Origin of the sequence: Dechloromonas sp. A34, assembly GCF_026261605.1 — a bacterium.
In the GTDB taxonomy this organism is placed as follows: Bacteria; Pseudomonadota; Gammaproteobacteria; order Burkholderiales; family Rhodocyclaceae; genus Azonexus.
Window position 1 is genome coordinate 15,118 of sequence record NZ_CP102486.1, and the last position, 22,304, is coordinate 37,421.

The following is a 22,304-nucleotide window of genomic DNA, read 5'->3' on the forward strand; positions in this document are numbered from 1 at the left end:
AATCAGGCTTCGGCTTTCTTCTTCGGCGCCGCCTTGGGCTTGGCGACTTTCTTTTCGAACTCGAAGCCGACCTTGCCGTCCTGGGCGACCAGATAGGCCGAGAATTTCCGCCGCGTGCGGTTGGAGACGAACTCCTTGAGCAGGTCGGTCTTGCCGCCGGTGAGCAGCTTTTTCATTTGCTCGCCATCGATCGGCTGCTGCAGGATGACCTTGCCTGAGCGGAAGTCGCAGGTCTTTTCCGGGCCGACTGATTTTTCGCAGACGTAGGCGTTGCCATGCTCGTAGACGTTGGCCTTGCATTTCGGGCAGTTGCCGAGGCTTTGCTGGGCGGAAAAGTCCACCGGTTCGGCTGACTCGGAATCCGCCTTGTCCTGGCCGAAATCGAACTCCGGTTCCATCTTGTCGTTGAGCTTGATGGCGGCAGCGAAGGTGCGGCCCATCTTGTTGCGGAAGCCAGTCAGCGGCCCGATCTGCTTTTCGTTGATCAGGGTGTCGATTTCGGCCGGTTCGAACTGGCGGCCGGCGACGATCTTCCACAGCGAGTAGTCGCAGCCACCGCACTGGAATTTCTTGTAGGTTTCGCGAATCTGGCCGCCGCAGCGCGGGCAGGGCGCCGTCAAAACGCCAAAATCGCCGGGGATCGTGTCGCTGTCGAAGGTCTTGGCGCGCTCGACGATGTGGCGCGTCATCTCGGCGATTTCACGCATGAATTCGTCGCGAGTGAATTCACCTTTTTCGATGCGCCCGAGTTTCCATTCCCAGTCGCCGGTCAGTTCCGGCTGGGTCAGTTCGGTGATGCCGAGGCCGTTGAGCAGCGTCATCAGTGAGAAGGCCTTGGCGGTGGGCACCAGGTCGCGGCCTTCGCGCAGCATGTACTGCTCGCCGATCAGGTTTTCGATGATCTGAGCCCGGGTCGCCGGGGTGCCGAGGCCGCGGCCGGCCATCGCCGCCTTCAGTTCCTCGTCGTCGACCATCTTGCCGGCGCCTTCCATGGCGGAGAGCAGGGTGGCTTCCGAGTAGCGCGGCGGCGGCTTGGTTTCGTTGGCCTTGACGATGACGTCCTCGGCCTTGACCTTCTCGTCTTTAGCGACGGCGACCAGGTTGCCTTCGGTGCCTTCCTGGCCTTCCTTGCCATGCACGGCCAGCCAGCCCGGATTGACCAGCACCTTGCCCTCGGTTTTGAAGGGATGGCCTTCGACGCGGGTGATGCGGGTGGTCACCAGATATTCGGCGGCCGGGAAGAAGACGGAGAGGAAACGGCGGACGACGAAGTCGTAGAGCTTCTGTTCTAGCTCGTTGAGGTTCTTCGGGGCCTGCGGCGTCGGGATGATCGCGAAGTGATCGCTGATCTTTGCATTGTTGAAGATGCGCTTGTTTGGCAGCACCCAGTTGCGCGCCAGGATCTGATGGGCGAAGGGTGAGTAGCGGGCGAGCAGGACTTCGTCGTGGCCCTTGCCGGCGCCTTCGCCGGTCAGGATGGTCAGGGTTTCCTTGACCGTCGGCAGATAGTCTTCCGGCAGGCAGCGCGAGTCGGTTCGCGGGTAGGTCAGGACCTTGTGTTTTTCGTACAGCGACTGGGCCAGCGACAGCGTGGTCTTGGCTGAAAAGCCGAAACGGCTGTTGGCTTCGCGTTGCAGGCTGGTCAGGTCGAAGAGCAGCGGCGAGAGGCGGGTTTCGGGCTTGGCCTCTTCGCTGACGATGCCCGGCTTGCCGTGCGTGGCAGCGCGGATGGCGTCAGCCTTGGCTTGTTCCCAGAGGCGGTCGGCGCGGGCATGCTCGTCGTCTTCCTTGCCCTTGTAGCCTTCATCGAACCACTTGCCGGTGTAATTGCCGGCCTTGGCGGCGAAATCGGCTTCGACCTCCCAGTAGGAGCGCGGCTTGAATTCGCGGATTTTCTTTTCACGTTCGACGACGATGGCCAACGTTGGCGTCTGGACGCGGCCGACGGTGGTCAGGTGGAAACCACCTGTTTTCGAGTTGAAGGCGGTCATCGCCCGCGTGCCGTTGATGCCGACCAGCCAGTCGGATTCGGAGCGGCAGACGGCGGCATCGCCCAGACCCTGCATTTCCTGGCCATTGCGCAGGCGGGTGAAGCCGTCGCGGATCGCACCCTGGGTCATCGACTGCAGCCACAGGCGCTGTACCGGCTTGCCGGACTTGGTGTGCTGGGCAATGTAATTGAAGATCAGTTCACCCTCGCGCCCCGCGTCACAGGCATTGATCAGGCCGCTGACATCCTTGCGCTTGATCAGCTTGGCGAGCACCTTGAGACGGGATTCGGTCTTTTCGATTGGCGACAGCGCGAAGTGCGGCGGGATCACCGGGAGGTGAGCGAAAGACCATTTGCCGCGCTTGACTTCGAATTCTTCCGGACAGGACAACTCCAGCAGATGGCCGACGGCTGACGAGAGAACGTGCGTTTCGCTTTCGAAGTAGTCGTCGTGCTTGGTAAAGCCTCCCAGCGCCTTGGCGATGTCGGCGGCGACGGAAGGTTTTTCAGCGATTATCAGCTTTTTTGTCATGGGTTCTGCCTGTTAGGTGCCGGGGCATGATAAGTGCCCGGCGAGCGGCTTGGCAAGCCATCTCTATATATGGGAGTGATTCAGGCGAGGCGCTGGTAGCGGTTGCCCGGCAGCGTGGCTATTTGGCCGGCGAGTTCGAGCGTCAGCAGTTCGCCGAGCAGGTGATCGGCGGCAAATCCGGTCCGCTCGGCGAGGTCGTCGAGGCCACATGGGCCGTGGCCGAGCGCGCCGAGCAGGGCGCTTTCCTGGCTGGTTGGCGGCGGCGCGGTGGCGGCCACCGTTTCGTCATAATTGCCGAGTTCTTCCAGAATGTCCTGAGCGGTCTCGACCAGTTTTGCCCCTTGCTTGATCAGCTTGTGACAACCGCGGGCGACCACCGAATGAATCGAGCCGGGAATCGCGAAAACTTCGCGGCCCTGTTCGGCGGCAAGCCGGGCGGTGATCAGCGAGCCGCTTTCGGGGGCCGCTTCGACGACCAGTACGCCCCGCGACAGGCCCGAAATGATGCGGTTGCGGCGCGGAAAGTTGGAGGCAATGGCTGGCGTGCCGAGCGGAAATTCGGAAACGATGGCACCATGTTCGGCAATCGCCAGGGCGAGCTCCCGGTTGCGGGCCGGGTAAAGCCGGTCGGCGCCGGTACCGATGATTGCGATCGTTTCGCCGCTGGCGGCTAGCGCACCGCGGTGGGCTGCGGCGTCGATGCCGAGGGCAAGGCCGCTGATGATGCCGAACCCCTTGGCGGCAATGGCACGGGCAAAGCTTTCGGCGGTTTGCACGCCTTGCGGCGTCGCGTTGCGACTGCCGACCACGGCCAGTCCGCGCTTTTGCAACAGCGCCGGATTGCCGCGCACATAAAGCACGCAAGGCGGATCGGGGATTTCGAGAAGAGCTGCGGGATAAGCCGCGTCGGCCAGGGTGATGACGGATTGCCCGGGCTGGCTGGCCCAGGCCAGGCTACGGTCGATTGTTTCAGAGGGGTCGAAATCGAAGAGGGGATCGGCCCGATCGCCGATGACACCGCGTACCGCTAGCCGTCCGGCCGCGAAAATGGCTTCGGGTAAACCGAAAGCGGCGAGAAGCTTTCGTTGCGTCTCGCCGCCGATACCGGGGATCAGGGTCAGCCGCAACCAGGCGGCCAACCCGTCGGTGTCGTTCACGGATTTCGTGCCGAATCGCCGACAATGACCGACTTGGAGGATTCGACGACCAGCGCGTAGGCAATGCCGTCAAAAACCCGGAATACGAAGGCCAAGGCGTAACGCTCTTCCGGGATCGGCGTCGAGGTGCGGCGGCCATCGAAATCCACATTGACCGAGGCCCGATTGCGGAACAGGGCCAACACATGGCCGATTTCCAGGCCATTGTTCTTGCCACGATTGAGGGCAACGACCGAGTTGGCACCGCCTTCGTTTACGCCGCCATAGATCGAGACGACCCTGGCGCTGACTTCCTGTTCCGGGCGATGCGGGACGTAGGAAATGATTTCAGGTGCCGGGGCGGGCAGCAGGCGATCTCCGCGCCCGATTTCCTGCTTGGCCTGGACGATCCTGATGCTGGCCGGTTCGCCGGGTTTGACCAGCCGGGCCGAGCCGAGGAAAAACGCTTCATGGGCGATAACGGCACCCGTCTCGGGATCCTTCAGCGGCTTGCCGGGACGGAAGACGTTCCATTTTTCGATGCTGGCATCGGGAATGCCGGTGACGAAGGCTTCGTCACCATTGCCGACCACCATACGGTCTTCCTGGGTGGCGACGATGCGCGGCTGGCCGTCATGGGCGCCGGGTTCGATGACCAGCGGCTTCGATATGAAGGGATCGATGACGTTCGGCGGAATGCTCGGGATGACCTGCTGGACCGCTTCGCTGTATACCTGCGGTTGCAGCTTGCCACTGCCACCTCTGCCGACTCCCTTGCCGAGGCGCAGGCGCGGACTGCCGTCGGAGGTGTCGAGGAGGACGACATCGCCGGGATAGATGAGATGCGGGTTCTTGATCTGGTCGCGGTTCATGCGCCAGATTTCCGGCCAGCGCCACGGCTGCTTGAGGAATTTTCCGGATATGCCCCACAGTGTGTCACCGCGCACGACGATGTGCCGGTCAGGCGGATTGTCCACAAGCTTGAGGGGCTCGGCGGCGAATGCGCAGGTGGCCGTCACGGCCAGGATGAGCGCGGATATAATGCGAACCATAGTCGTAACCTCACGTGCCGGTGGAACGCGGTGCGTTTGTGATTGTCTCAGCGACAGCCAACAAATCCGCTTCCATATCTCGAGAATTGCTTTAGATTCTGCACGTAATAACCTAAGCGAGCAAGCTTTTATTCCGGTCCACCCATGGCACTGCTACCCATTTTGCGTTTCCCCGATACCCGCCTGAAAAAAGTGGCGGCCCCCGTTGTCAATGTCGATGACAGCATCCGAAAACTGGTCGCCGACATGGCGGAAACGATGTATGAAGCGCCGGGCATTGGCTTGGCTGCAACCCAGGTCGATGTGCACAAGCGCGTGGTGGTGATCGACACCTCGGAAGATAAGAACGATTTGCGCGTGTTCATCAACCCGACTCTGGAAAGCTGCGATGGATCGCAGATCGGTGAGGAAGGCTGCCTGTCGGTGCCCGGCATCTATGACAGGGTCGAAAGAGCCGAGCGCGTCACCGTGCGTTACCTCGATCTGGCAGGTAAGAAGCAATCGCTGACTACCGATGGGCTGCTTGCCGTGTGCATTCAGCACGAAATCGACCATCTGAACGGCACAGTATTCGTCGATCACCTGTCACAACTGAAACAGACCCGAATCCGCTCGAAGCTGGCCAAGCAGGCCCGGGTAACCGCATGAAGGTGATTTTTGCAGGGACACCGGAGTTCGCCGCGCAGGCGCTCAAGGCGATTGTCGAGGCCGGTCACGAAGTGCCGCTTGTACTGACCCAGCCGGATCGGCCGAGCGGTCGGGGCATGGCCCTGCAGCCTTCGGCAGTCAAGAAACTGGCCCTGGAAAAAGGGATCGAGGTCTTCCAGCCGCTGAGTCTGAAGGACGTCGCAGCACAGCAGAAGATTGCGGCGTTGGGCGCCGAGGTCATGGTGGTCGCCGCCTATGGTCTGATCCTGCCGCAGGCCGTACTCGACCTGCCGCGCTTTGGCTGTCTCAATATTCACGCTTCGTTGTTGCCGCGCTGGCGCGGGGCGGCACCGATCCAGCGGGCTTTGCTTGCCGGCGACGCGGAAACTGGCGTGTGTATCATGCAGATGGAGGCTGGACTCGATACCGGGCCGGTGTTGTTGCGTGGCGCTTTCCCGATCGTGGAGGAGGACACTACGGCCAGCCTGCATGACCGTCTGGCCGAACTCGGGGCGCAGCTGATCGTTGAGGCGCTGGGCAAGTTGCCGCTGAAGGCCAGCGTTCAGCCAGATGCCGGCGTGACTTATGCCCACAAGATCGAGAAGGCCGAAGCCGTCATCGACTGGCGCCGCAGCGCAGTGGAACTCGATCGGCACATCCGCGCCTTCAACCCCTTCCCCGGGGCGCAGGCGCTGTTGGGCGGGCAAACCGTCAAATTGTGGCAGGCGATGCCGGTGGCGGGAGCGGTGAGGTCGGGCAGATTCTGGCGGTCGACCGTAAAAGCCTGCTCGTCGCTTGCGGCGAGGGCGCCCTGGCGATCAGCGAATTGCAGAAGGCCGGCGGCAAGCGCCTGCCGGTGCAGCAATTCCTGGCCGGTAATCCGTTGAAAGTGGGCGATCGATTCGATCCGCCGGCTTGAAATAGGGGCGGCCCGGCATCATCTTGGTACTCGAGCGATAGCCACGAGGAGGTCATGATGTTCAACTGGGTCAAGACAGCCATGCTGATGGCGGCCATCATGGCGCTGTTCGGCATCGTCGGCGGCATGATCGGCGGCCAGTCCGGCATGTTGCTGGCGCTGGTCTTTGGCGGTGCGATGAACCTGTTCTCGTACTGGTTCTCCGACGGCATGGTGTTGAAGATGTACAACGCCCAGCCGGTCGATGAATTCAGCGCTCCGCAGTTCTACGCCATGATCCGCGATCTGGCGCAGCGCGCCGATCTGCCGATGCCCAAGGTGTACATCATCAACGAGGCCCAGCCGAATGCCTTTGCTACCGGGCGCAACCCCGAGCATGCGGCGGTGGCGGCGACCACCGGCATCATCCAGCTGCTCTCGGCGCGCGAACTGCGAGGCGTGATGGCCCATGAATTGGCTCATGTCAGGAACCGCGACATCCTGATTTCGACCGTCTCGGCGACGATGGCCGGGGCGATTTCGGCACTCGCCAATTTCGCGATGTTCTTCGGCGGTCGCGACGAGAATGGACGTTCGGTCAATCCGCTGGTCGGCATCCTGGTGGCGATTTTGGCCCCTCTGGCGGCCAGCCTGATCCAGATGGCGATCTCCCGGGCCCGCGAGTTCGAGGCCGACGCCGGCGGTGCGGCGATCAGCGGCGAACCGCAGGCGCTGGCCGATGCCCTGGGCAAGATCCAGATGTATGCCGAAGGGCGCATTCCGATGGCGCCGGCCGAGGCGCACCCGGAAACGGCCCAGATGATGATCCTCAATCCCTTGTCCGGCGGCGGCATTCGGGGCCTGTTCTCGACCCATCCGCCGACCGAGGAGCGCATTGCCCGCTTGCGGGCGATGGGACGTTAGGCGCCCTGCAGCAAACCGAGGTGGCCGCGCGCCACCTCTTGTTTTTCCAGCCTGGCCGGGGCGAAGGCGGCGACGATTTCGGCGAATAAGGTATGGGCCCGCCGGCTGTTGTCACCGCTGAAATTGCAGACATAGACGTCGAGCGTGACGCTGCCGATTTCCGGCCAGGTGTGCACGGCGAGGTGCGATTCGGCCAGTACCACCGTGCCGGTGACACCGGCTGGCTCGCCGGTCGCGTCGCGGAAGGCATGAAACAGCCGGCCGACCACGGTCAGGCCATGGCGGGTGCAGGCGTCTACACAAAAGGCTTCCAGCCTGATGGCATCGAGCAGGAAGCTCGGCTGGCAACGGCAGTCGTGCAGATCGGCAATCAGGTGCAGGCCATTCATGGGTGGATTTTAGGGCGTTTCACGTGAAACGCGGGTCTGGTAAATCGTCTCGAGCAGTCGCCCCAGACGGTAACCAGCCTCGACAAGGCGCCGGTTGGCGATCGCTCTGCTCTGTTGATGGAATTCTTCGCTGATCATGGGCAGCAGGCTGCCCTCGGTTTTCGGGTAGGCGCGGGCGAGCAGGCGATGGCTTTCGTCGCGCCACAGCACCACATCGCCTTGCTGCGGAGCCGGGAAATCTGCCATTAGGCGCTGCGCATTTTTCTCCAGCCGCTTGCCGCGCAGCCAGGGCGGGCCGGGCAGGTCGTCCCAGTACGTATGCAGGCTGGAGAAGGGCAGGCGTTTGTTGAACGGGTTCTCGATTTCGAAATCGTTGCCGCCTTCGTCCCCGTGGCGGCCGACATGCAAGGGTTGGTGGATGTCGGCGACGAGGTGCAACAGCCAGGGCAGGGCGGAGGTGAGCTGGTCATTCTGGCGCGCCGTAACCAGCAAGCGGCTCAATTCCTCGATCCGGCCGTCAAGTTCGCCGGCCTGCACTTTGCCGTTGCGGTCAAGGTCCATGTAATGCCAGCGCTTGTGGCGGGCAGTGTCGGCCAGTCCGGGCAGCGAGGGTGTCGGCGGTTCGCGACCGGGGTCGTAGAAGCGCGGGTCATGACGGATGTCGTCCGGCCAGGTCGCGGCTTCGGCAAAGATATCGGCGGCTTCGGCGGAATGCCCTTTCTTGACCCAGCGCTCGTGATCAGGATGACGCCCCAGAACTTCGGCAAAGAATTTCTGGCCGGCCGGTGACAGTTGCTGCCAGGCAATGACCGCCACCAGGCGGTGGCCGGCGGCATTCCAAGCGTGCGCCAGAATGGGGAAGGAGCAGAAACAGAAGGCAATCAGGAATCGGCGCATTGCGCCATTATGCCGCGTGCGATAATCGCGGCCTATGTCCAGATTACCGCTCGATTCACTGGCTTTTTCCCTGCTCCAGGCGGCGCGCATCGATGCCGCCATTTTTGCCGGGCAAAGCCTGGCCGATGGCCTGCTCGCCCGGGTTGATTCCGCTGCCCGGCCGGCGGTGCAGGATCTCGTCTATGGTAGCTTGCGCGCCTACGGGCGGGGCGATTTCTTCTTGAGCCGGCTACTCACCAAGCCGCTGGCCGACGAGGAAGTTCGGGCCTTGTTGCTGGTTGCGATCTATCGCCTGGAAACCCGGCCCGATGCCGAGCATACGGTGGTCGATCAGGCTGTTGTGGCGGCAGGGGAATTGGCTGAAGGGCGGTTTCGCGGCCTGGTCAACGGTGTGCTGCGCAACTTCTTGCGCCAGCGCGACACCTTGAGTGCGGCGCTGGCCGACGATGCCGTCGCCCGTGCCCAGCATCCGGACTGGTGGCTGGCGCATCTGCAGGCCGCCTACCCGCAGGATTGGCCAGCGATCGTGACGGCCGGCAACGAACCGCCGCCGATGGCCCTGCGGGTCAATCTACGCCGGTGCTCGCGCGACGCGTATCAGGCCCGGCTGGTCGCCGCCGGCATTCCGGCAACGACGGTCGGCGAGGCCGGGCTGGCCCTGGCCAAACCGCTGCCGGTGGAACGGTTGCCCGATTTTGCCGCGGGGCTGGTCTCGGTGCAGGACCCCGGTGCCCAATTGGCCGCCAGCCTGCTCGATCCGGCCGCCGGCAGCCGGGTCCTCGACGCCTGTGCCGCGCCGGGCGGCAAGACGGCGCATCTGCTGGAACGGGCCGACCTCGATTTGCTGGCGCTCGATCTCAAGCCGTCGCGCTGTCGGCGGGTTAGCGAAAACCTCGAACGCCTGGGGCTCACGGCCGAGGTGCGGAGTGCCGACTGCGCCAAATTGAATACCTGGTGGGACGGTCAGCCCTTCGATGCCGTGCTCGCCGACGTTCCGTGCACGGCCAGCGGCGTGGTGCGGCGCAATCCGGACGCTAAATGGCTGCGCCGCGAGACCGACATCGCCAGTTTTGCCGCGGCCCAATCGCGCATTCTCGAAGCCTTGTGGCAGGTCGTTCGGCCCGGCGGTAAACTGCTGTATGTCACCTGCTCGGTGTTCCCGGCTGAGAATGGCGAGCAGATCGATGCTTTTCTGGCGCGCCAGCCACAGGCCCGACGTTGTCATGAGGAACAGCTTCTTCCGACTGCCGAACATGATGGCTTTTTCTACTGTCTTCTCGAAAAGCATGCCTGAACGCCTGCGCCATTGGCTGTTGTTGCTGCTATTCATCCCGGTGCTGGGATGGACAGCCGAAATCGACGTCGCCAATGTCCAGCTTTCGCCCGGCGATGACGGCTACGTGCTGTCAGCCGATTTCCGCTTCGAGCTGAACCCGCGCCTCGAGGAAGCGGTAAGCAAGGGGGTGGTGCTCTATTTTGTGCTTGATTACGAAATGAGCAAGGCACGTTGGTATTGGCTCGATGAGAAACTGGTCAGCCGCAGTCTGACCTACAGCCTTTCTTACCACGCATTGACCCGGCAGTACCGCCTGTCCACGGGGATGGGTGGCCTGCACCAATCATTCCCGACGCTGACCGAGGCCTTGGCAGTTCTTGCGCGCCTGCGCAACTGGGTGGTGATTGAGAAGGGCGACAAGACGGTGCGGACCGGCGAGCTCTACCTGGCAGCCCTGCGCCTGCGCCTCGACATTACCCAGTTGCCGCGCCCCTTCCAGATCAGCGCGCTCGGTAACAAGGATTGGAGCCTGGCCTCCGACTGGAAGACCTGGCAGGCCGCCTTGCCGGCGCTACCATCGCCGACGGCTTCGGCGGAGGTCAAGTGAAGCGTTTTCTCGCCGCAGGCGGGGCGTTTGCAGCAGCGGTCGGGGGCATCCTGTGGTTTCTGCTGCTCATGTCGACGGCCGCCGACACGGTCATCTTTTCCCGTAACTATCCGCTGCTGATTGGTCTTAATGTCGTGCTCGCCCTCAGCATGCTTGGGCTGGTCGGCTGGCAACTGCGCTCGCTGTGGCGCGACTACCAGGCTCAGGTTTTCGGTGCCCGCCTCAAGCTGCGTCTGATGCTGATGTTCGGCTTCATCGCCGTATTGCCCGGGGCGCTTGTATACGGGGTTTCGGTGCAATTCGTGACGCGCTCGATCGAAAGCTGGTTCGACGTCCGGGTCGAGAAGGCGCTGGAGTCCGGACTCCATCTCGGCCGCTCGGCCCTCGATTCCCTGCTCGTCGATCTCGGCGACAAAGCGCGCAGCATGGCGACTGAATTGTCCGACATCCAGGAAGTCTCGCGCCGCTCCGCGCTGCTTCGTTTGCGCGAGGAAAAAGGGGTGCAGTCGGCAGCCCTGTTCTCGGTCGGTGGCCAGCTGTTGTCGAGCGCGACGACCGAGTTGGCCAGCGTCCTGCCTGATCTACCCAGCCAAGCCCAGCTCAAGCAGGCGCGCAACACGCGCGCCGTCAGTACGGTGGAGGCCGGCGAGGGCCAGCTCTACCTGCGCGTCCTGGTCCCGGTCTCGGCGCGTGATGTCTTCGAGGAGCCGCGCATCCTGCAACTGACCAATCCGGTTCCCGAGGGTCTGGCCTACGATGCCGAGGCGGTGCAGGGGGTCTATCGTGATTACCAGGAATTGCAGCTGGCGCGCGAGGGGTTGACCCGGATCTATGCCTTGACCCTGACCCTGACCATGTTGGTCGCCCTGTTCGGCGCCTTTGCGCTGGCCTACCTGATGGCGCGCCGGCTGGCGGCACCGCTCTACATCCTGGCCGAGGGCACCCAGGCCGTGGCGCAGGGCGACTTCTCGCCGCGCCAGGCGATCTACAGCGGCGACGAACTCGGCGTGCTGACCCAGTCCTTCAACCAGATGACCCGCCAGCTCGACGAGGCGCGCCGTGAAACCGAGCGCCACCGGGCCGAGCTAGAGTCGGCGCGCGGCTATCTGGAATCGATCCTGGCCAATCTGTCGGCCGGGTGCTGGTTTTCGACCGGCGCTATGTGCTGCGCACTGTCAATGAAGGCGCGCTGACCATTTTGAATGACGACTTCAACGGCCTGATCGGTGTCGCCGTCGACCGCTGGCCGCGCCAGCATGTGCTCGGCGAGTTCATCCGTCAGCATTTTGTGTCGAATGACGAGTCGGAATGGCAGACCCAGCTCGAACTGGAGCGCCCCAACGGCATGCCGCAGGTCCTGCTCTTGCGCGGCTCGCGACTGCCGGAGGCGAGCGGCGGTGGCGACGTCGTCGTCTTCGACGATGTGACGCGGATCATCGCCGCCCAGCGCAGCGCGGCCTGGGGCGAAGTCGCCCGTCGCCTGGCCCACGAAATCAAGAATCCGCTGACCCCGATCCAGCTCTCCGCCGAGCGCCTGCAGTTCAAGCTCGCCGACAAGCTCGGCAACGGCGATGCCGACATGCTGGCGCGCGGCACCCAGACCATCATCAACCAGGTGCAGTCGATGAAGCGCATGGTCGACGATTTCCGCGACTATGCCCGCCTGCCGGCGCCGGAGGTGGCGCCGCTCGAACTCAACGACCTGATCGGCGAAGTGCTGGGCCTTTACGAGAGTTCGTCGGCGACATTCGAAACCCGGCTGGCCGAGGATCTGCCGCCGGTGCTGGGCGATGCGACCCAGCTCCGGCAGATTATCCACAACCTGCTGCGCAATGCCGAAGATGCCCTGGAAGGCCGGCCCGCCGGTCGGATCCGCATCGTCACCGAAGTCGCCGGACGCAATGCCCGCCTGATGATCGGCGACAATGGCCCGGGCTTTCCCGCCGAGTTGCTGCCCCGCATCTTCGAACCCTATGTCACCACCAAGGCGCGCGGCACCGGCCTTGGCCTGCCCATCGTCAAGAAAATTGTCGAGGAACACCTGGGCACCATCGAAATCAGCAATGCACCGGAGGGTGGTGCGCGGATCGATATCCGTCTACCCCTGGTGAAGGAGGAGGAAGCCAAGCATGGCAATCATTCTGGTCGTTGACGACGAGGTCGGTATCCGCGAGTTGCTCTCGGAAATCCTGATCGATGAAGGCTACGACGTTCGCCTGGCCGAAAATGCCGGGGCGGCGCGTCGTATCCGCCAGGAGCTGCGCCCGGATCTGGTGCTGCTCGACATCTGGATGCCCGACATGGACGGCATCTCGCTCTTGAAGGAATGGCATGCGGCCGGGCATCTCAGCATGCCGGTGGTGATGATGTCGGGCCACGGCACGATCGACACGGCGGTCGAGGCGACTCGCTTTGGCGCCTTCGATTTCCTCGAAAAGCCGATTGCCCTGCAGAAACTGCTATCGACGGTGCAAAAGGCGCTCAAGCACGATACGCCCCCGCCGCGCCCGCCCTTGACGCTGGACGCCTTCGGACGCTCGGTCTTCATCAAGGAGTTCAAGCGGCGTCTCGAGCAGGCCGCTGCCAAGGCGGCGGTGGTACTGCTGCGCGGGGCCACCGGTGGCATGGCGGAAATTTGCGCCCGCACGCTGCTGCCTCCGCGCGCGCCCTGGCTCGACCTGTCCGGGGTAAGCAGTGCGCTGACCCAGGAAATGCTCGAAAAGCTCACTGGCGGCATTCTGTTCGTGCCCGATCTGGCGGCACTCGGCAAGATGCAGCAGATGAACCTGGCGTTTGCCGTCGAGCGTCTGGAGAAACTCCATCTGCAATTGGTGGCGGCGACCGTCGCGCCACTGGGGGCGCTTGGCGAAGCGGGCTGGGATAGCAAGCTGCTGGCCCGCCTCGGCGAGGTTTGGGTGGCGATGCCGTCGCTCGCCGGCCACGCCGACGAACTGCCCGAGATCGCCGGGTTGCTGCTGACCAATTTTGTCGAACGGGGCGAGGTCCAGCCCCGGCGGTTTTCCACCGGCGCACTGAATGCGCTGCGCACCTTGCCCTGGAAAAACCTGCCGGAAGCGAGCTGGACCGATCTCTATGTACTGGTCCGCAATCTGGCGCTGACTGCGCTCGATGAGGAGATCTCCGCCGACGACGTGATGCGCGTGTTGCCGCAGGAAGAGGGGGGCAACCGCGAGCTCGACTCCCTGTTGCCGATGCTCGACCAGCCGCTGCGCGAAGCGCGCGATGCTTTCGAGAAACTCTATTTCGAACATCACCTGCGGTTGGAGGGGGGCAACATGACCAAGCTGGCTGAGCGCTCCGGGTTGGAGCGCACCCACCTCTACCGCAAGCTGAAACAGCTCGACGTCAAGCTAGGCAAGCGCGGCGAAGAATAAGCCGGCAGTCAATCGGGGGTTATATGAAAGTGATCATTCTGGGGGCCGGCCAGGTCGGTGCCAGCGTTGCCGAAGGCCTGGTTTCCGAAGAAAACGACATCACGGTGGTCGACTATGACGCCGTGCGCCTCGCCCAGTTGCAGGATCGCCTGGATCTACGGACGGTGGTCGGCAACGCGGCGACGCCCTCGGTGTTGCGCGAGGCGGGGGCCGACGACGCCGACATGGTGATCGCCGTGACCCAGAGCGATCAGTCGAATCTGGTGGCCTGTAAACTGGCGCACGGCGTCTTCAACGTCCCGAAGCGGATTGCCCGCCTGCGCTCGCGCGACTTTCTCGAAGACGCCAGCTTGTTGTCGACCGACAACTTTGCCGTCGATTTCGCGCTCTGCCCGGAACAGGTGATCACCGAATACATCCGGCGCCTGATCGAATTTCCTGAAGCGCTGCAGGTATTGAATTTTGCGCGCAACCGGGTCAGCCTGGTTGCAGTCCGTGCCTACGAGGGCGGCTTGCTCGTCGGCAAGCAGATCAAGGAGATGCGGGACTTGCTGCCGCCCGAAATGGATGCCCGGATCGCCGCCATTTTCCGTGGCGACCAACCGGTATTTCCCGAGGGCGAAACGGTCGTTCAGGCCGGTGACGAGGTATTCCTGCTGGCTGCTGCCGAGCACATCCGTCCGGTGTTGCGCCAATTGCGCCGGATGATGAATCCGGTCCAGCGGATCATGATCGCGGGGGGCGGCAATATCGGTTTGCGGCTCGCCAAGAGCCTGGAAAAGCGTTACGAGATCAAACTCCTCGAAGGGCGCAAGGATCGCGCTGAACTCCTGGCCGGCGAGCTCGACAATACGCTGGTACTGCTCGGCGATGCTACCGACGAGGAACTGCTAGAGCGGGAAAATATCGCCGAGATGGATCTTTTTCTGGCGATGACCAATGACGACGAGGACAACATCATGTCCGGCAGCCTGGCCAAACGCTTGGGTTGCAAGCGGGTCGTCGCGCTGATCAACCGCCGTGCCTATGCCGAAATGATCGAGGGCGGACCGATCGATATCGGTATCTCGCCGGCTCACGTCTCGATCGGCACCTTGCTGGCCCATGTCCGGCAGGGCGATGTGGCGGAAGTCCATTCCCTGCGCCGGGGGGCGGCCGAAGCGCTGGAGATCGTCGCCCACGGCGATGCCGCGACTTCCAAGGTAATCGGCAAGCGGATCGATCAGATCGACTGGCCGCATGGGGTAACGGTCGCCGCCATCGTCCGCCATTTCGACCGGGCCATCGTGATCGGCCAAACTGACGACTGGACGGCGATCACCCGCCACGGCGAGGTGGTGATCGCGCACCACGACACGGTCATCGAGGCGGACGATCACGTGATCGTCTTCTGTACGCGCAAGAAGGTAGTCCGCAAGGTCGAGAAGCTGTTCCAGGTCGGCTTCCACTTCTTCTAAAGGGCCGCCATGACACGTTTCGCTCCGGTCTACCGTGCCCTGGGCATGATCATCATGCTTTTCGGCCTGACCATGCTGGCTCCGCTGGTCGTCTCCTATGTCACCAATGACGGTGCCCAGTCGGCCTACGACGAGGCCTTCCTGCTGACCATGTTGAGCGGTGCCTTCCTCTGGTATCGCTACCGCAATTGCAAACGCGACCTGAATATCCGGGACGGCTTCCTGATGGTCGTGCTGGTCTGGTCGGTCTTGCCGGCCTTTGCCGCCGTTCCGCTGATGATCCATCTCGGCATCAGCCATACCGATGCCTATTTCGAGACGGTGTCCGGCCTGACCACCACCGGTTCGACCGTGCTCAGCAATATCGACCGCCTGCCGATGTCGATCAACCTCTGGCGCCATCAGCTGGTCTGGGTCGGCGGCATGGGCCTGATCGTGCTGGCCATCGCCATTCTCCCATTGCTCGGGATCGGCGGTCGGCAGATGTTCAAGGCGGAGACACCGGGGCCGATGAAGGACGCGAAGATGACCCCGCGCATCGCCGAGACGGCGAAGGGCCTGTGGTTGGTCTATCTCGGCGTTTCCGTCGCCTGCATTCTCGCTTTCCGCTGGGCCGGCATGAGCTGGTTCGATGCGGTTTGCCATGGCTTCTCAACCATGGGTCTCGGCGGTTTTTCAACCCACGATGCCAGCTTCGGTTTCTTTGATTCGCCGGCCATCGAGGCCGTCGCCATCGGTTTCATGCTGATGGCCGGGATGAATTTCGGCACGCTGTTCCTCGCGGTCAACGGGCGTTCGCTGCGTCCGTATCTGCGGGATCCCGAGGCCGGCTGGTTCCTCGGCGTGACGCTGCTCAGCGTCCTGGTCGTGGCGATGTACATCTGGAAGGATGGGGTTTATCACGACTTCGACACCGCACTCCGCCATTCGGCGTTCAACCTGGTGTCGATCGCCACGACCACCGGCTACGCCAGCGTCGATTTCGCCTTGTGGCCGATCTTCGCGCCCCTCTGGATGTTGTTTCTCTCCAGTTTCGTGACCAGTGCGGGCTCGACTGGCGGCGGCATCAAGATGATGCGGGCGCTCCTGCTCTACAAGCAGGTCTATCGGGAACTGCTGCGTGCCATGCATCCGAGTGCGGTCTATAACGTCCGGATCGGTGGCCAGGTGGCGCCGCAATCCATCCTCTTCGCCGTGCTGGCCTTTGCCTTCATGTACATGGTCTGCATCGTCTCCCTGACATTGGTCATGGCCTTTACCGGGCTGGATATCGTCTCGGCGTTTACGGCGGTGGTGGCCAGCATCAACAATACTGGCCCGGGCCTGGGGGTGGTCGGCCCCGCGACGACTTACGAGGTTCTGGAAGACTTCCAGACCTGGATCTGCATCTTCGCCATGCTGCTCGGCCGTCTCGAAATCTTTACCTTGCTGGTCGTGCTGACCCCCGCCTTCTGGCGGAAGTGACCTGCGGCCCGGAAAGGCGGATAATCCCGCCTTTCCGATTTTCTGGCGGAGTCCCCCGTGAGCCGACCCAAGAACGACAATTTCCTGCGCGCCCTTCTCAAAGAGCCGACCGATTACACCCCGCTCTGGCTGATGCGCCAGGCCGGCCGCTATCTGCCGGAATACTGCGAAACGCGCAAACGCGCCGGCAACTTCCTGAACCTGTGCAAGACGCCGTCGCTGGCCTGCGAAGTCACGCTGCAGCCGCTGGCGCGTTATGACCTCGACGCAGCCATCCTGTTCTCCGACATCCTGACGGTGCCGGATGCGATGGGGCTCGGCCTCTATTTCGCGGAGGGCGAGGGCCCGAAGTTCGAGCGGCCGCTGCGCGAGGAATGGGCGATCAACGACCTGACGGCGCCCGATCCTTACGATCATCTGCGCTACGTGATGGATGCCGTGGTCGAGATCCGCCGCGCCCTGGACAATTCTGTGCCGCTGATCGGCTTCTCCGGCAGCCCGTACACGCTCGCCTGCTACATGGTCGAAGGGCAGGGCTCGAGCGATTTCCGCCATATCAAGGGCATGATGTACAACCGCCCGGATCTGCTGCACCGCATCCTGTCGGTGACCACCGACTCGGTGATTTCCTACCTCAACGCCCAGATCGACAGCGGCGCCCAGGCAGTGATGATTTTCGATACCTGGGGCGGTTCGCTCTCTGCCGCCGCCTACCCGGAATTCTCCCTGCAGTACATGCAGCGCATCGTCGCCGGACTGAAGAAGGAAAAGGACGGCCAGCGCATTCCGAGTATCGTCTTCACCAAGAATGGCGGCCTCTGGCTTGAACAGATTGCCGGCATCGGCTGTGACGCAGTGGGCCTCGACTGGACCATCGACATCGGGGAAGCTCGCCGTCGCGTTGGCGACAAGGTGGCGCTGCAGGGCAACCTCGATCCGAATGTGCTCTTCGCCCAGCCGGAAATCGTCGCTGCCGAAGCGAAGAAGGTGCTCGACAGCTACGGTCCTGGTAACACCGGCCATGTTTTCAATCTCGGCCACGGTATCTCCCAATTCACGCCGCCGGACAGCGTGACGGCCTTGGTCGAGGCGGTGCACTCGCACAGTCGCCAATCGCGTAAGTAGTATCCATAAACCGGGGGCAGAGCTTGACTTATACACAGAGTTTTGCCCTCCGGAAAAAATAAATGGCGAAATTGGCTTGACAGCGGCGATCCTGCATAAGCTGTTGAAATATAAGCAAACTTTGTTTTTCATGATATTTCGGAAAAAAGACAAAATCCTTTAATCACCGCTACTTAGCGTAACTTCCCCAGAAAAATCCACAAAGTTATCCACAGGTTTTGTGGTGGGTGAAATTCTCCGTTTTAATCGCGCCGCTCGCTGAATTTTGGAGAAACGACGGCCCCTGCCGGCAAAACCATGCCCGTCTTACGCGTCGCTCTCGATTTGCCGCTCCACCGTCTGTTCGACTATATCGCCCCGTCGGCCACGCTTGCGGACGCCGGCCTGCGGGTGCGCGTGCCGTTCGGCCGGGGCGAGAAAATCGGCGTCATCGTCGAAGTGGTCGACACCAGCGACTGGCCGCTGGAGCAACTGAAGCCGGCCGGCGAAATCCTCCGCGATCTCTTGCCTTTGCCCGCCGATTTCTTTGCCCTCTGTGAGTTTGCCAGCACTTACTATCAGGCTGCGTTCGGCGAAGTGGTGATGCAGGCCTTGCCGGCCGGTTTGAAACGGATCGCGCCACCGAGTCGCCGCAAGGCGCGCACGGTGGCTCCTGTCGCGGCGGTCGCACCGCCGGCCCTGACCGCGGAACAGTCGGTGGCAGTTGCCGCGGTCGCCAGCGATGGCGGTTTTTCCGCCTACTTGTTGCATGGCGTTACCGGCAGCGGCAAGACCGAGGTCTATCTGCGCTTGATCGAGCGCACGCTGGCTGCCGGAAAGCAGGTATTGCTGCTGGTCCCGGAAATCAACCTGACGCCGCAGCTCGAGGGCCGGGTGCGGGCCCGCTTTCCGGCGGCCGGCATCGTCTCGCTGCACAGCGAGCTGGCCGAGGCGGCCCGCGAGCGCAACTGGCTGGCGGCCAGCGCCGGCGAAGCCGAGATCGTGCTCGGCACCCGGCTGGCCATCTTCACCCCGCTGCCGGCCCTCGGTTTGATCGTCATCGACGAGGAACACGACCCGTCCTTCAAGCAGCAGGATGGCATGCGCTACTCGGCCCGCGATGTCGGCGTCTTCCGGGCTCACCAACTGGGCATCCCGATCCTGCTCGGGTCGGCCACGCCCTCGCTCGAATCGTGGGCCAACGCGCAGAACGGGCGTTATGGCTTGATCAACTTGCGTCAGCGGGCCAATCCGCAGGCGACCCTGCCCAGGGTCAAAATGATCGATACCCGGCGGATCGTCCTCAAGGAAGGCGTCAGTGAGCCGCTGATCGCGGCGATCAAGCAACGCCTGGAGCGCGGCGAGCAGAGTCTGGTTTTTCTTAACCGCCGCGGTTACGCGCCGGTGCTGGCCTGTCCGGCCTGCGGCTGGGTGTCGCGCTGCACGCGCTGCGCCGCCAACATGGTGCTGCACCTGGCCGACCGCCGCTTGCGCTGCCACCACTGCGGTCTCGAACACCGCGTGCCGAAGGCCTGTCCGACTTGCGGCAACCAGGATATCCATCCCTTCGGTCGCGGCACGCAGCGCCTCGAAGGCTGGCTCCAGGAGCAGTTTCCCGAGGCCCGCGTCGTGCGCGTCGACCGCGATTCGGTGAAGAGCCGCAAGCAGTGGGAAGCCATGCTCGAACGGATTCATGGCGGCGACGCCGATATTCTGGTCGGGACGCAGATGCTGGCCAAGGGCCACGATTTCCCGAATCTGACCCTGGTCGGCGCGTTGGGTGCGGATTCCGCGCTGTTCGCTGCCGACTGGCGGGCGCCGGAGCGGCTGTTCGCCCAGCTGATGCAGGTTGCCGGGCGGGCCGGGCGGGCCGAACTGAAAGGCGAGGTGCTGATCCAGACCGAGTATCCGGATCATCCCTTGTACGCGGCGCTGGTCGCCCACGACTATCCCGGCTTTGCCGCCTCCATGCTCAAGGAACGCGAACAGGCCGGCTTCCCGCCTTATGCCTTCCAGGCGATGTTGCGCGCCGAGGCACCGGAGATGGCCGATGCCATCGCCTTCCTGAAGGCCGCCGCCGCCTTGCCGGAGGTGGCGGAGCACGACAACGTGATGATCTACGATCCGGTGCCGATGAAGATGTCGCGCCTGGCCAACCTGGAACGCGGCCAGTTGCTGGCCGAATCCTTCTCGCGCCCGGCCCTGCAGGCCTTTCTGCCGCACTGGCGCGAGGCGGTCGACGGCCTCAAGGCGCCGTCGAAACTGCGCTGGCATCTCGAGGTCGATCCTTTCGAATTCTGACGGGCATGGCCCTTGCAGTGAGGTGAGTCCAAACACCGTACGGAGGTTGTCATGAAAATCCAGGATTCGTCGGTTCAACTGTCGGCCAGCCATGAAGCGAGCCGCAGCCAGACTGTGGAAATCACCCACGAGCAGGGCTTTCGCAAGCTATTCGACAGCCTCGCCGCTCCGCGCAGCGACGAGCAGAGCGAAGCCCGCCAGCGCGTCCAGAAGCTCTTGCAGTCGCTGATCGACGCCATCCTGGCGGCCATGGACGGCAAGAAATGCGAGGCAGACTTTGCCGCCTGCGATGCCGCCCCGCCGCTCGCCGAAGCGCCGCCCGGCCGACCGGAAATTGCCTGGCAACGGACGACGACCGAAAGGCTCAGCGAATCGGAAAAGACCACCGTTTGCGGCAAGGGGCAGGTCAATACCTGTGACGGCCGGCAGATTGACTTCGATTTCTCGATGGCCATGGCGCGTGACTTTACCAGCACGAAAATAACCGACGAGAGCGGTACCGTCGCCTTGCGCGATCCGCTAATCCTCAGTTTCGACGGCAAGGCCTGCGAATTGACGGAAGAGGGCATCGCCTTCGACCTCAATGCCGATGGCAGCGCCGAGCAGATTCCCGGCCTCGGTAGCGGCAGCGCCTTCCTAGTCTTCGACCGCAACGGCAACGGCAAGGCCGACAACGGCAGCGAACTGTTCGGGGTCGCCAGTGGCAACGGCTTTGCCGACCTTGCCCAGCTCGACGGCGATCACAATGGCTGGATCGACGAGGCGGACCCGGCCTTCAAGCAACTCGCCGTATGGTCCGGTAGTGATTTCGCCTCCCTGACCGAGCGCGGGGTCGGGGCGCTGTACACCGGTTCGGTCGATGCCCCGTTCTCACTGAAAACCGGGGCCAACGAACTGCTCGGCCAGATCCGGGCGGCCGGGGTCTATCTGACCGAGGCCGGCGAGGTCGGCCATATGCAGCAGGTCGACCTCGCGGTTTCAGCCTCGCCGGGCGGAGACAAACAGCCAGCCGAGGGCCAGCAGCTGGCCGCCTAGCAGGGTAAAGAAGGCGGCGCGGAAGGCGGCGTCGGTCGCCCAGCCGGCCGCCTGCAGCGCATCAACCAGTCCGCCGATACCCCATTGCAAGCCGAAGGCGCCGGCAAAGACCAGCAGGTTGAGGGCGGTGTTGGCGCGTCCCGAAAGGTTGCTGGGAAAGGCCTGGGAGACCAGCGAATAGGAAATGTTGGACAGCGAGAAGCAGATGCCGAGGACCGGCCACAGCAGGTTGCCGGCAAAGGTCGGTCGGCTGCTGATCAAGGCGAGCAGGGCGATAGCGACGACCATGGCCCCGAGGTAGACGCGTTCTAGCTTGATCCCGCGGTGGACCAGCTTGGTGGCGAAGAAGCCCATGAACAGGAAACCGGCGAGCATGGCGCCGCTCAGCCAGGTCAGGCGGATGGCGATGGCGGCGCCGTCCATGCCTTCGAGGACGGTCATCCAGCGCGAGGCCCACAGGCCCTGGACGGCCATGAAGCCGCCGGTGAACCAGAAACCCATTGGTGCATAGCGCCAGAAATGGCGGCTCGAGAAGACGGTCTTGACGCCGGCCAGTTGCGCCGCGATGCCGGTACCTTTTTCCTCGCTCTCCTTGTCGGGGGCGAGGAAGCCGATCAGCGCGGCGACTGCCAGCGTCGCCACGGCCAGGCCGAGGGCGATTTCGCGCCAGCTGGCGAAGCCGAGCGCCAGTTCCAGCGGCTTGGAGGCGGCCAGCGCGCCGAGTCCGCCGGAAGCCATGATCCAGCCGGTCAAGGACGCCTGGCGTTCGGGCGGAAACCATTGGGCGAAGGCCTTGAACGACGCCATCAGGCAGGCCGAGACGCCAAGGCCGATCAAGGCGCGGCCGAGCGCCAGGCCGCCCAGGCCGTCGGCCAGGCCGAAGCTGGCAGCGCCAGCAGCCGCGATCAGCAGCAGTCCGGCTTCGACCCGGCGCGGCCCGAAGCGGTCGAGCAGCATGCCCAGCGGCAACTGGGCGGCACCGAAGGCGAGGAAATAGGTGCTGGTCAGCAGGCCGAGCGCGTTGTCGCCGAGATCCAGCTCGCGAGCGAGGACCGGGCCGATCACGGCATTGGCGGTGCGATAGAGGTAGGATAGGAAATAGCCGGCCGCAAACGGCAGGAAGAGCCTGATCCACAGGCTGCGGGCATCGGGGTAAGTCACGGGTTCTCCGGTTTCACGTGGAACGGCTGGTCGGGCCG

General features: G+C 63.4%; 18 protein-coding genes and 1 pseudogene. 13 read left to right on the forward strand and 6 right to left on the reverse strand.

Annotation, left to right across the window (positions count from 1 at the left end):
- Positions 1-2: 2 nt before the first annotated feature.
- The 3 genes from NQE15_RS00070 to NQE15_RS00080 all read right to left on the reverse strand — a co-directional run bounded on the left by NQE15_RS00070 (position 3) and on the right by NQE15_RS00080 (position 4,710).
- On the reverse strand, positions 3-2,522 hold the full coding sequence (locus NQE15_RS00070; protein ID WP_265945426.1) for a DNA topoisomerase III: 2,520 nt from the start codon (positions 2,520-2,522) through the stop codon (positions 3-5).
- Positions 2,523-2,602: 80 nt separating this feature from the next.
- The gene (dprA, locus tag NQE15_RS00075; protein ID WP_265945428.1) at positions 2,603-3,679 is read right to left on the reverse strand and encodes a DNA-processing protein DprA; all 1,077 of its coding nucleotides are present in this window, start codon (positions 3,677-3,679) and stop codon (positions 2,603-2,605) included.
- Positions 3,676-4,710, reverse strand: coding sequence for a LysM peptidoglycan-binding domain-containing protein (locus NQE15_RS00080; RefSeq protein WP_265945430.1), 1,035 nt, complete (start codon positions 4,708-4,710; stop codon positions 3,676-3,678). The genes dprA and NQE15_RS00080 overlap by 4 nt, the downstream gene beginning before the upstream one ends.
- Before the next feature lie 144 nt (positions 4,711-4,854).
- Here NQE15_RS00080 and def point away from each other — a divergent pair, with 144 nt between their 5' ends.
- The 3 genes and pseudogenes from def (at position 4,855) to htpX (ending at position 7,180) form a co-directional block, all read left to right on the forward strand.
- Positions 4,855-5,358 (forward strand): peptide deformylase, encoded by a 504-nt coding sequence (gene def / locus NQE15_RS00085; protein ID WP_265945432.1) that lies wholly within the window; start codon positions 4,855-4,857, stop codon positions 5,356-5,358.
- Positions 5,355-6,277 (forward strand): annotated as a pseudogene (gene fmt / locus NQE15_RS00090) (methionyl-tRNA formyltransferase). Before def ends, fmt begins: the two are co-directional and overlap by 4 nt.
- Before the next feature lie 54 nt (positions 6,278-6,331).
- On the forward strand, positions 6,332-7,180 hold the full coding sequence (htpX, locus tag NQE15_RS00095) for a zinc metalloprotease HtpX (protein WP_265945434.1): 849 nt from the start codon (positions 6,332-6,334) through the stop codon (positions 7,178-7,180).
- Here htpX and speD read toward each other — a convergent pair.
- Both speD and NQE15_RS00105 read right to left on the reverse strand, forming a co-directional pair.
- Positions 7,177-7,569, reverse strand: a complete 393-nt coding sequence (speD, locus tag NQE15_RS00100; protein WP_265945436.1) for an adenosylmethionine decarboxylase — start codon at positions 7,567-7,569, stop codon at positions 7,177-7,179. The genes htpX and speD overlap by 4 nt on opposite strands.
- A gap of 9 nt (positions 7,570-7,578) precedes the next feature.
- Positions 7,579-8,466, reverse strand: coding sequence for a S1/P1 nuclease (locus NQE15_RS00105; RefSeq protein ID WP_265945438.1), 888 nt, complete (start codon positions 8,464-8,466; stop codon positions 7,579-7,581).
- Between the two features lie 34 nt (positions 8,467-8,500).
- Between NQE15_RS00105 and rsmB the strand changes: the two genes are divergently transcribed.
- The 10 genes from rsmB to NQE15_RS00150 all read left to right on the forward strand — a co-directional run bounded on the left by rsmB (position 8,501) and on the right by NQE15_RS00150 (position 21,105).
- Positions 8,501-9,760, forward strand: a complete 1,260-nt coding sequence (gene rsmB / locus NQE15_RS00110) for a 16S rRNA (cytosine(967)-C(5))-methyltransferase RsmB (RefSeq protein ID WP_265945440.1) — start codon at positions 8,501-8,503, stop codon at positions 9,758-9,760.
- Complete coding sequence (locus NQE15_RS00115; protein WP_265945441.1) at positions 9,753-10,349, forward strand: DUF4390 domain-containing protein; 597 nt, start codon at positions 9,753-9,755, stop codon at positions 10,347-10,349. The genes rsmB and NQE15_RS00115 overlap by 8 nt, the downstream gene beginning before the upstream one ends.
- Positions 10,346-11,542: a HAMP domain-containing protein gene (locus tag NQE15_RS23720; protein WP_323054927.1), complete on the forward strand. Its 1,197-nt coding sequence runs from the start codon at positions 10,346-10,348 to the stop codon at positions 11,540-11,542. Before NQE15_RS00115 ends, NQE15_RS23720 begins: the two co-directional genes overlap by 4 nt.
- Complete coding sequence (locus NQE15_RS23725; RefSeq protein WP_323054928.1) at positions 11,488-12,501, forward strand: sensor histidine kinase; 1,014 nt, start codon at positions 11,488-11,490, stop codon at positions 12,499-12,501. Before NQE15_RS23720 ends, NQE15_RS23725 begins: the two co-directional genes overlap by 55 nt.
- Positions 12,479-13,744, forward strand: a complete 1,266-nt coding sequence (locus tag NQE15_RS00125; RefSeq protein WP_265945443.1) for a sigma-54-dependent transcriptional regulator — start codon at positions 12,479-12,481, stop codon at positions 13,742-13,744. Before NQE15_RS23725 ends, NQE15_RS00125 begins: the two co-directional genes overlap by 23 nt.
- Positions 13,745-13,767: 23 nt before the next feature.
- Positions 13,768-15,201, forward strand: coding sequence for a Trk system potassium transporter TrkA (trkA, locus tag NQE15_RS00130; RefSeq protein ID WP_265945445.1), 1,434 nt, complete (start codon positions 13,768-13,770; stop codon positions 15,199-15,201).
- A 9-nt stretch (positions 15,202-15,210) separates the two neighbouring features.
- A complete protein-coding gene (locus NQE15_RS00135) occupies positions 15,211-16,665 on the forward strand; it encodes a TrkH family potassium uptake protein (RefSeq protein WP_265945447.1) in 1,455 nt (484 codons plus the stop codon).
- A gap of 57 nt (positions 16,666-16,722) precedes the next feature.
- Positions 16,723-17,790, forward strand: coding sequence for a uroporphyrinogen decarboxylase (hemE, locus tag NQE15_RS00140; RefSeq protein WP_265945449.1), 1,068 nt, complete (start codon positions 16,723-16,725; stop codon positions 17,788-17,790).
- A 297-nt stretch (positions 17,791-18,087) separates the two neighbouring features.
- Positions 18,088-20,070 (forward strand): primosomal protein N', encoded by a 1,983-nt coding sequence (locus NQE15_RS00145; RefSeq protein ID WP_265945451.1) that lies wholly within the window; start codon positions 18,088-18,090, stop codon positions 20,068-20,070.
- A 51-nt stretch (positions 20,071-20,121) separates the two neighbouring features.
- Entirely contained in the window at positions 20,122-21,105 is a 984-nt protein-coding gene (locus tag NQE15_RS00150; RefSeq protein ID WP_265945453.1) for a hypothetical protein, read from the forward strand.
- On the opposite strand, the gene NQE15_RS00155 is transcribed toward NQE15_RS00150, so the two are convergent.
- On the reverse strand, positions 21,049-22,266 hold the full coding sequence (locus tag NQE15_RS00155; RefSeq protein ID WP_265945455.1) for an MFS transporter: 1,218 nt from the start codon (positions 22,264-22,266) through the stop codon (positions 21,049-21,051). The genes NQE15_RS00150 and NQE15_RS00155 overlap by 57 nt on opposite strands.
- Positions 22,267-22,304: the final 38 nt, after the last annotated feature.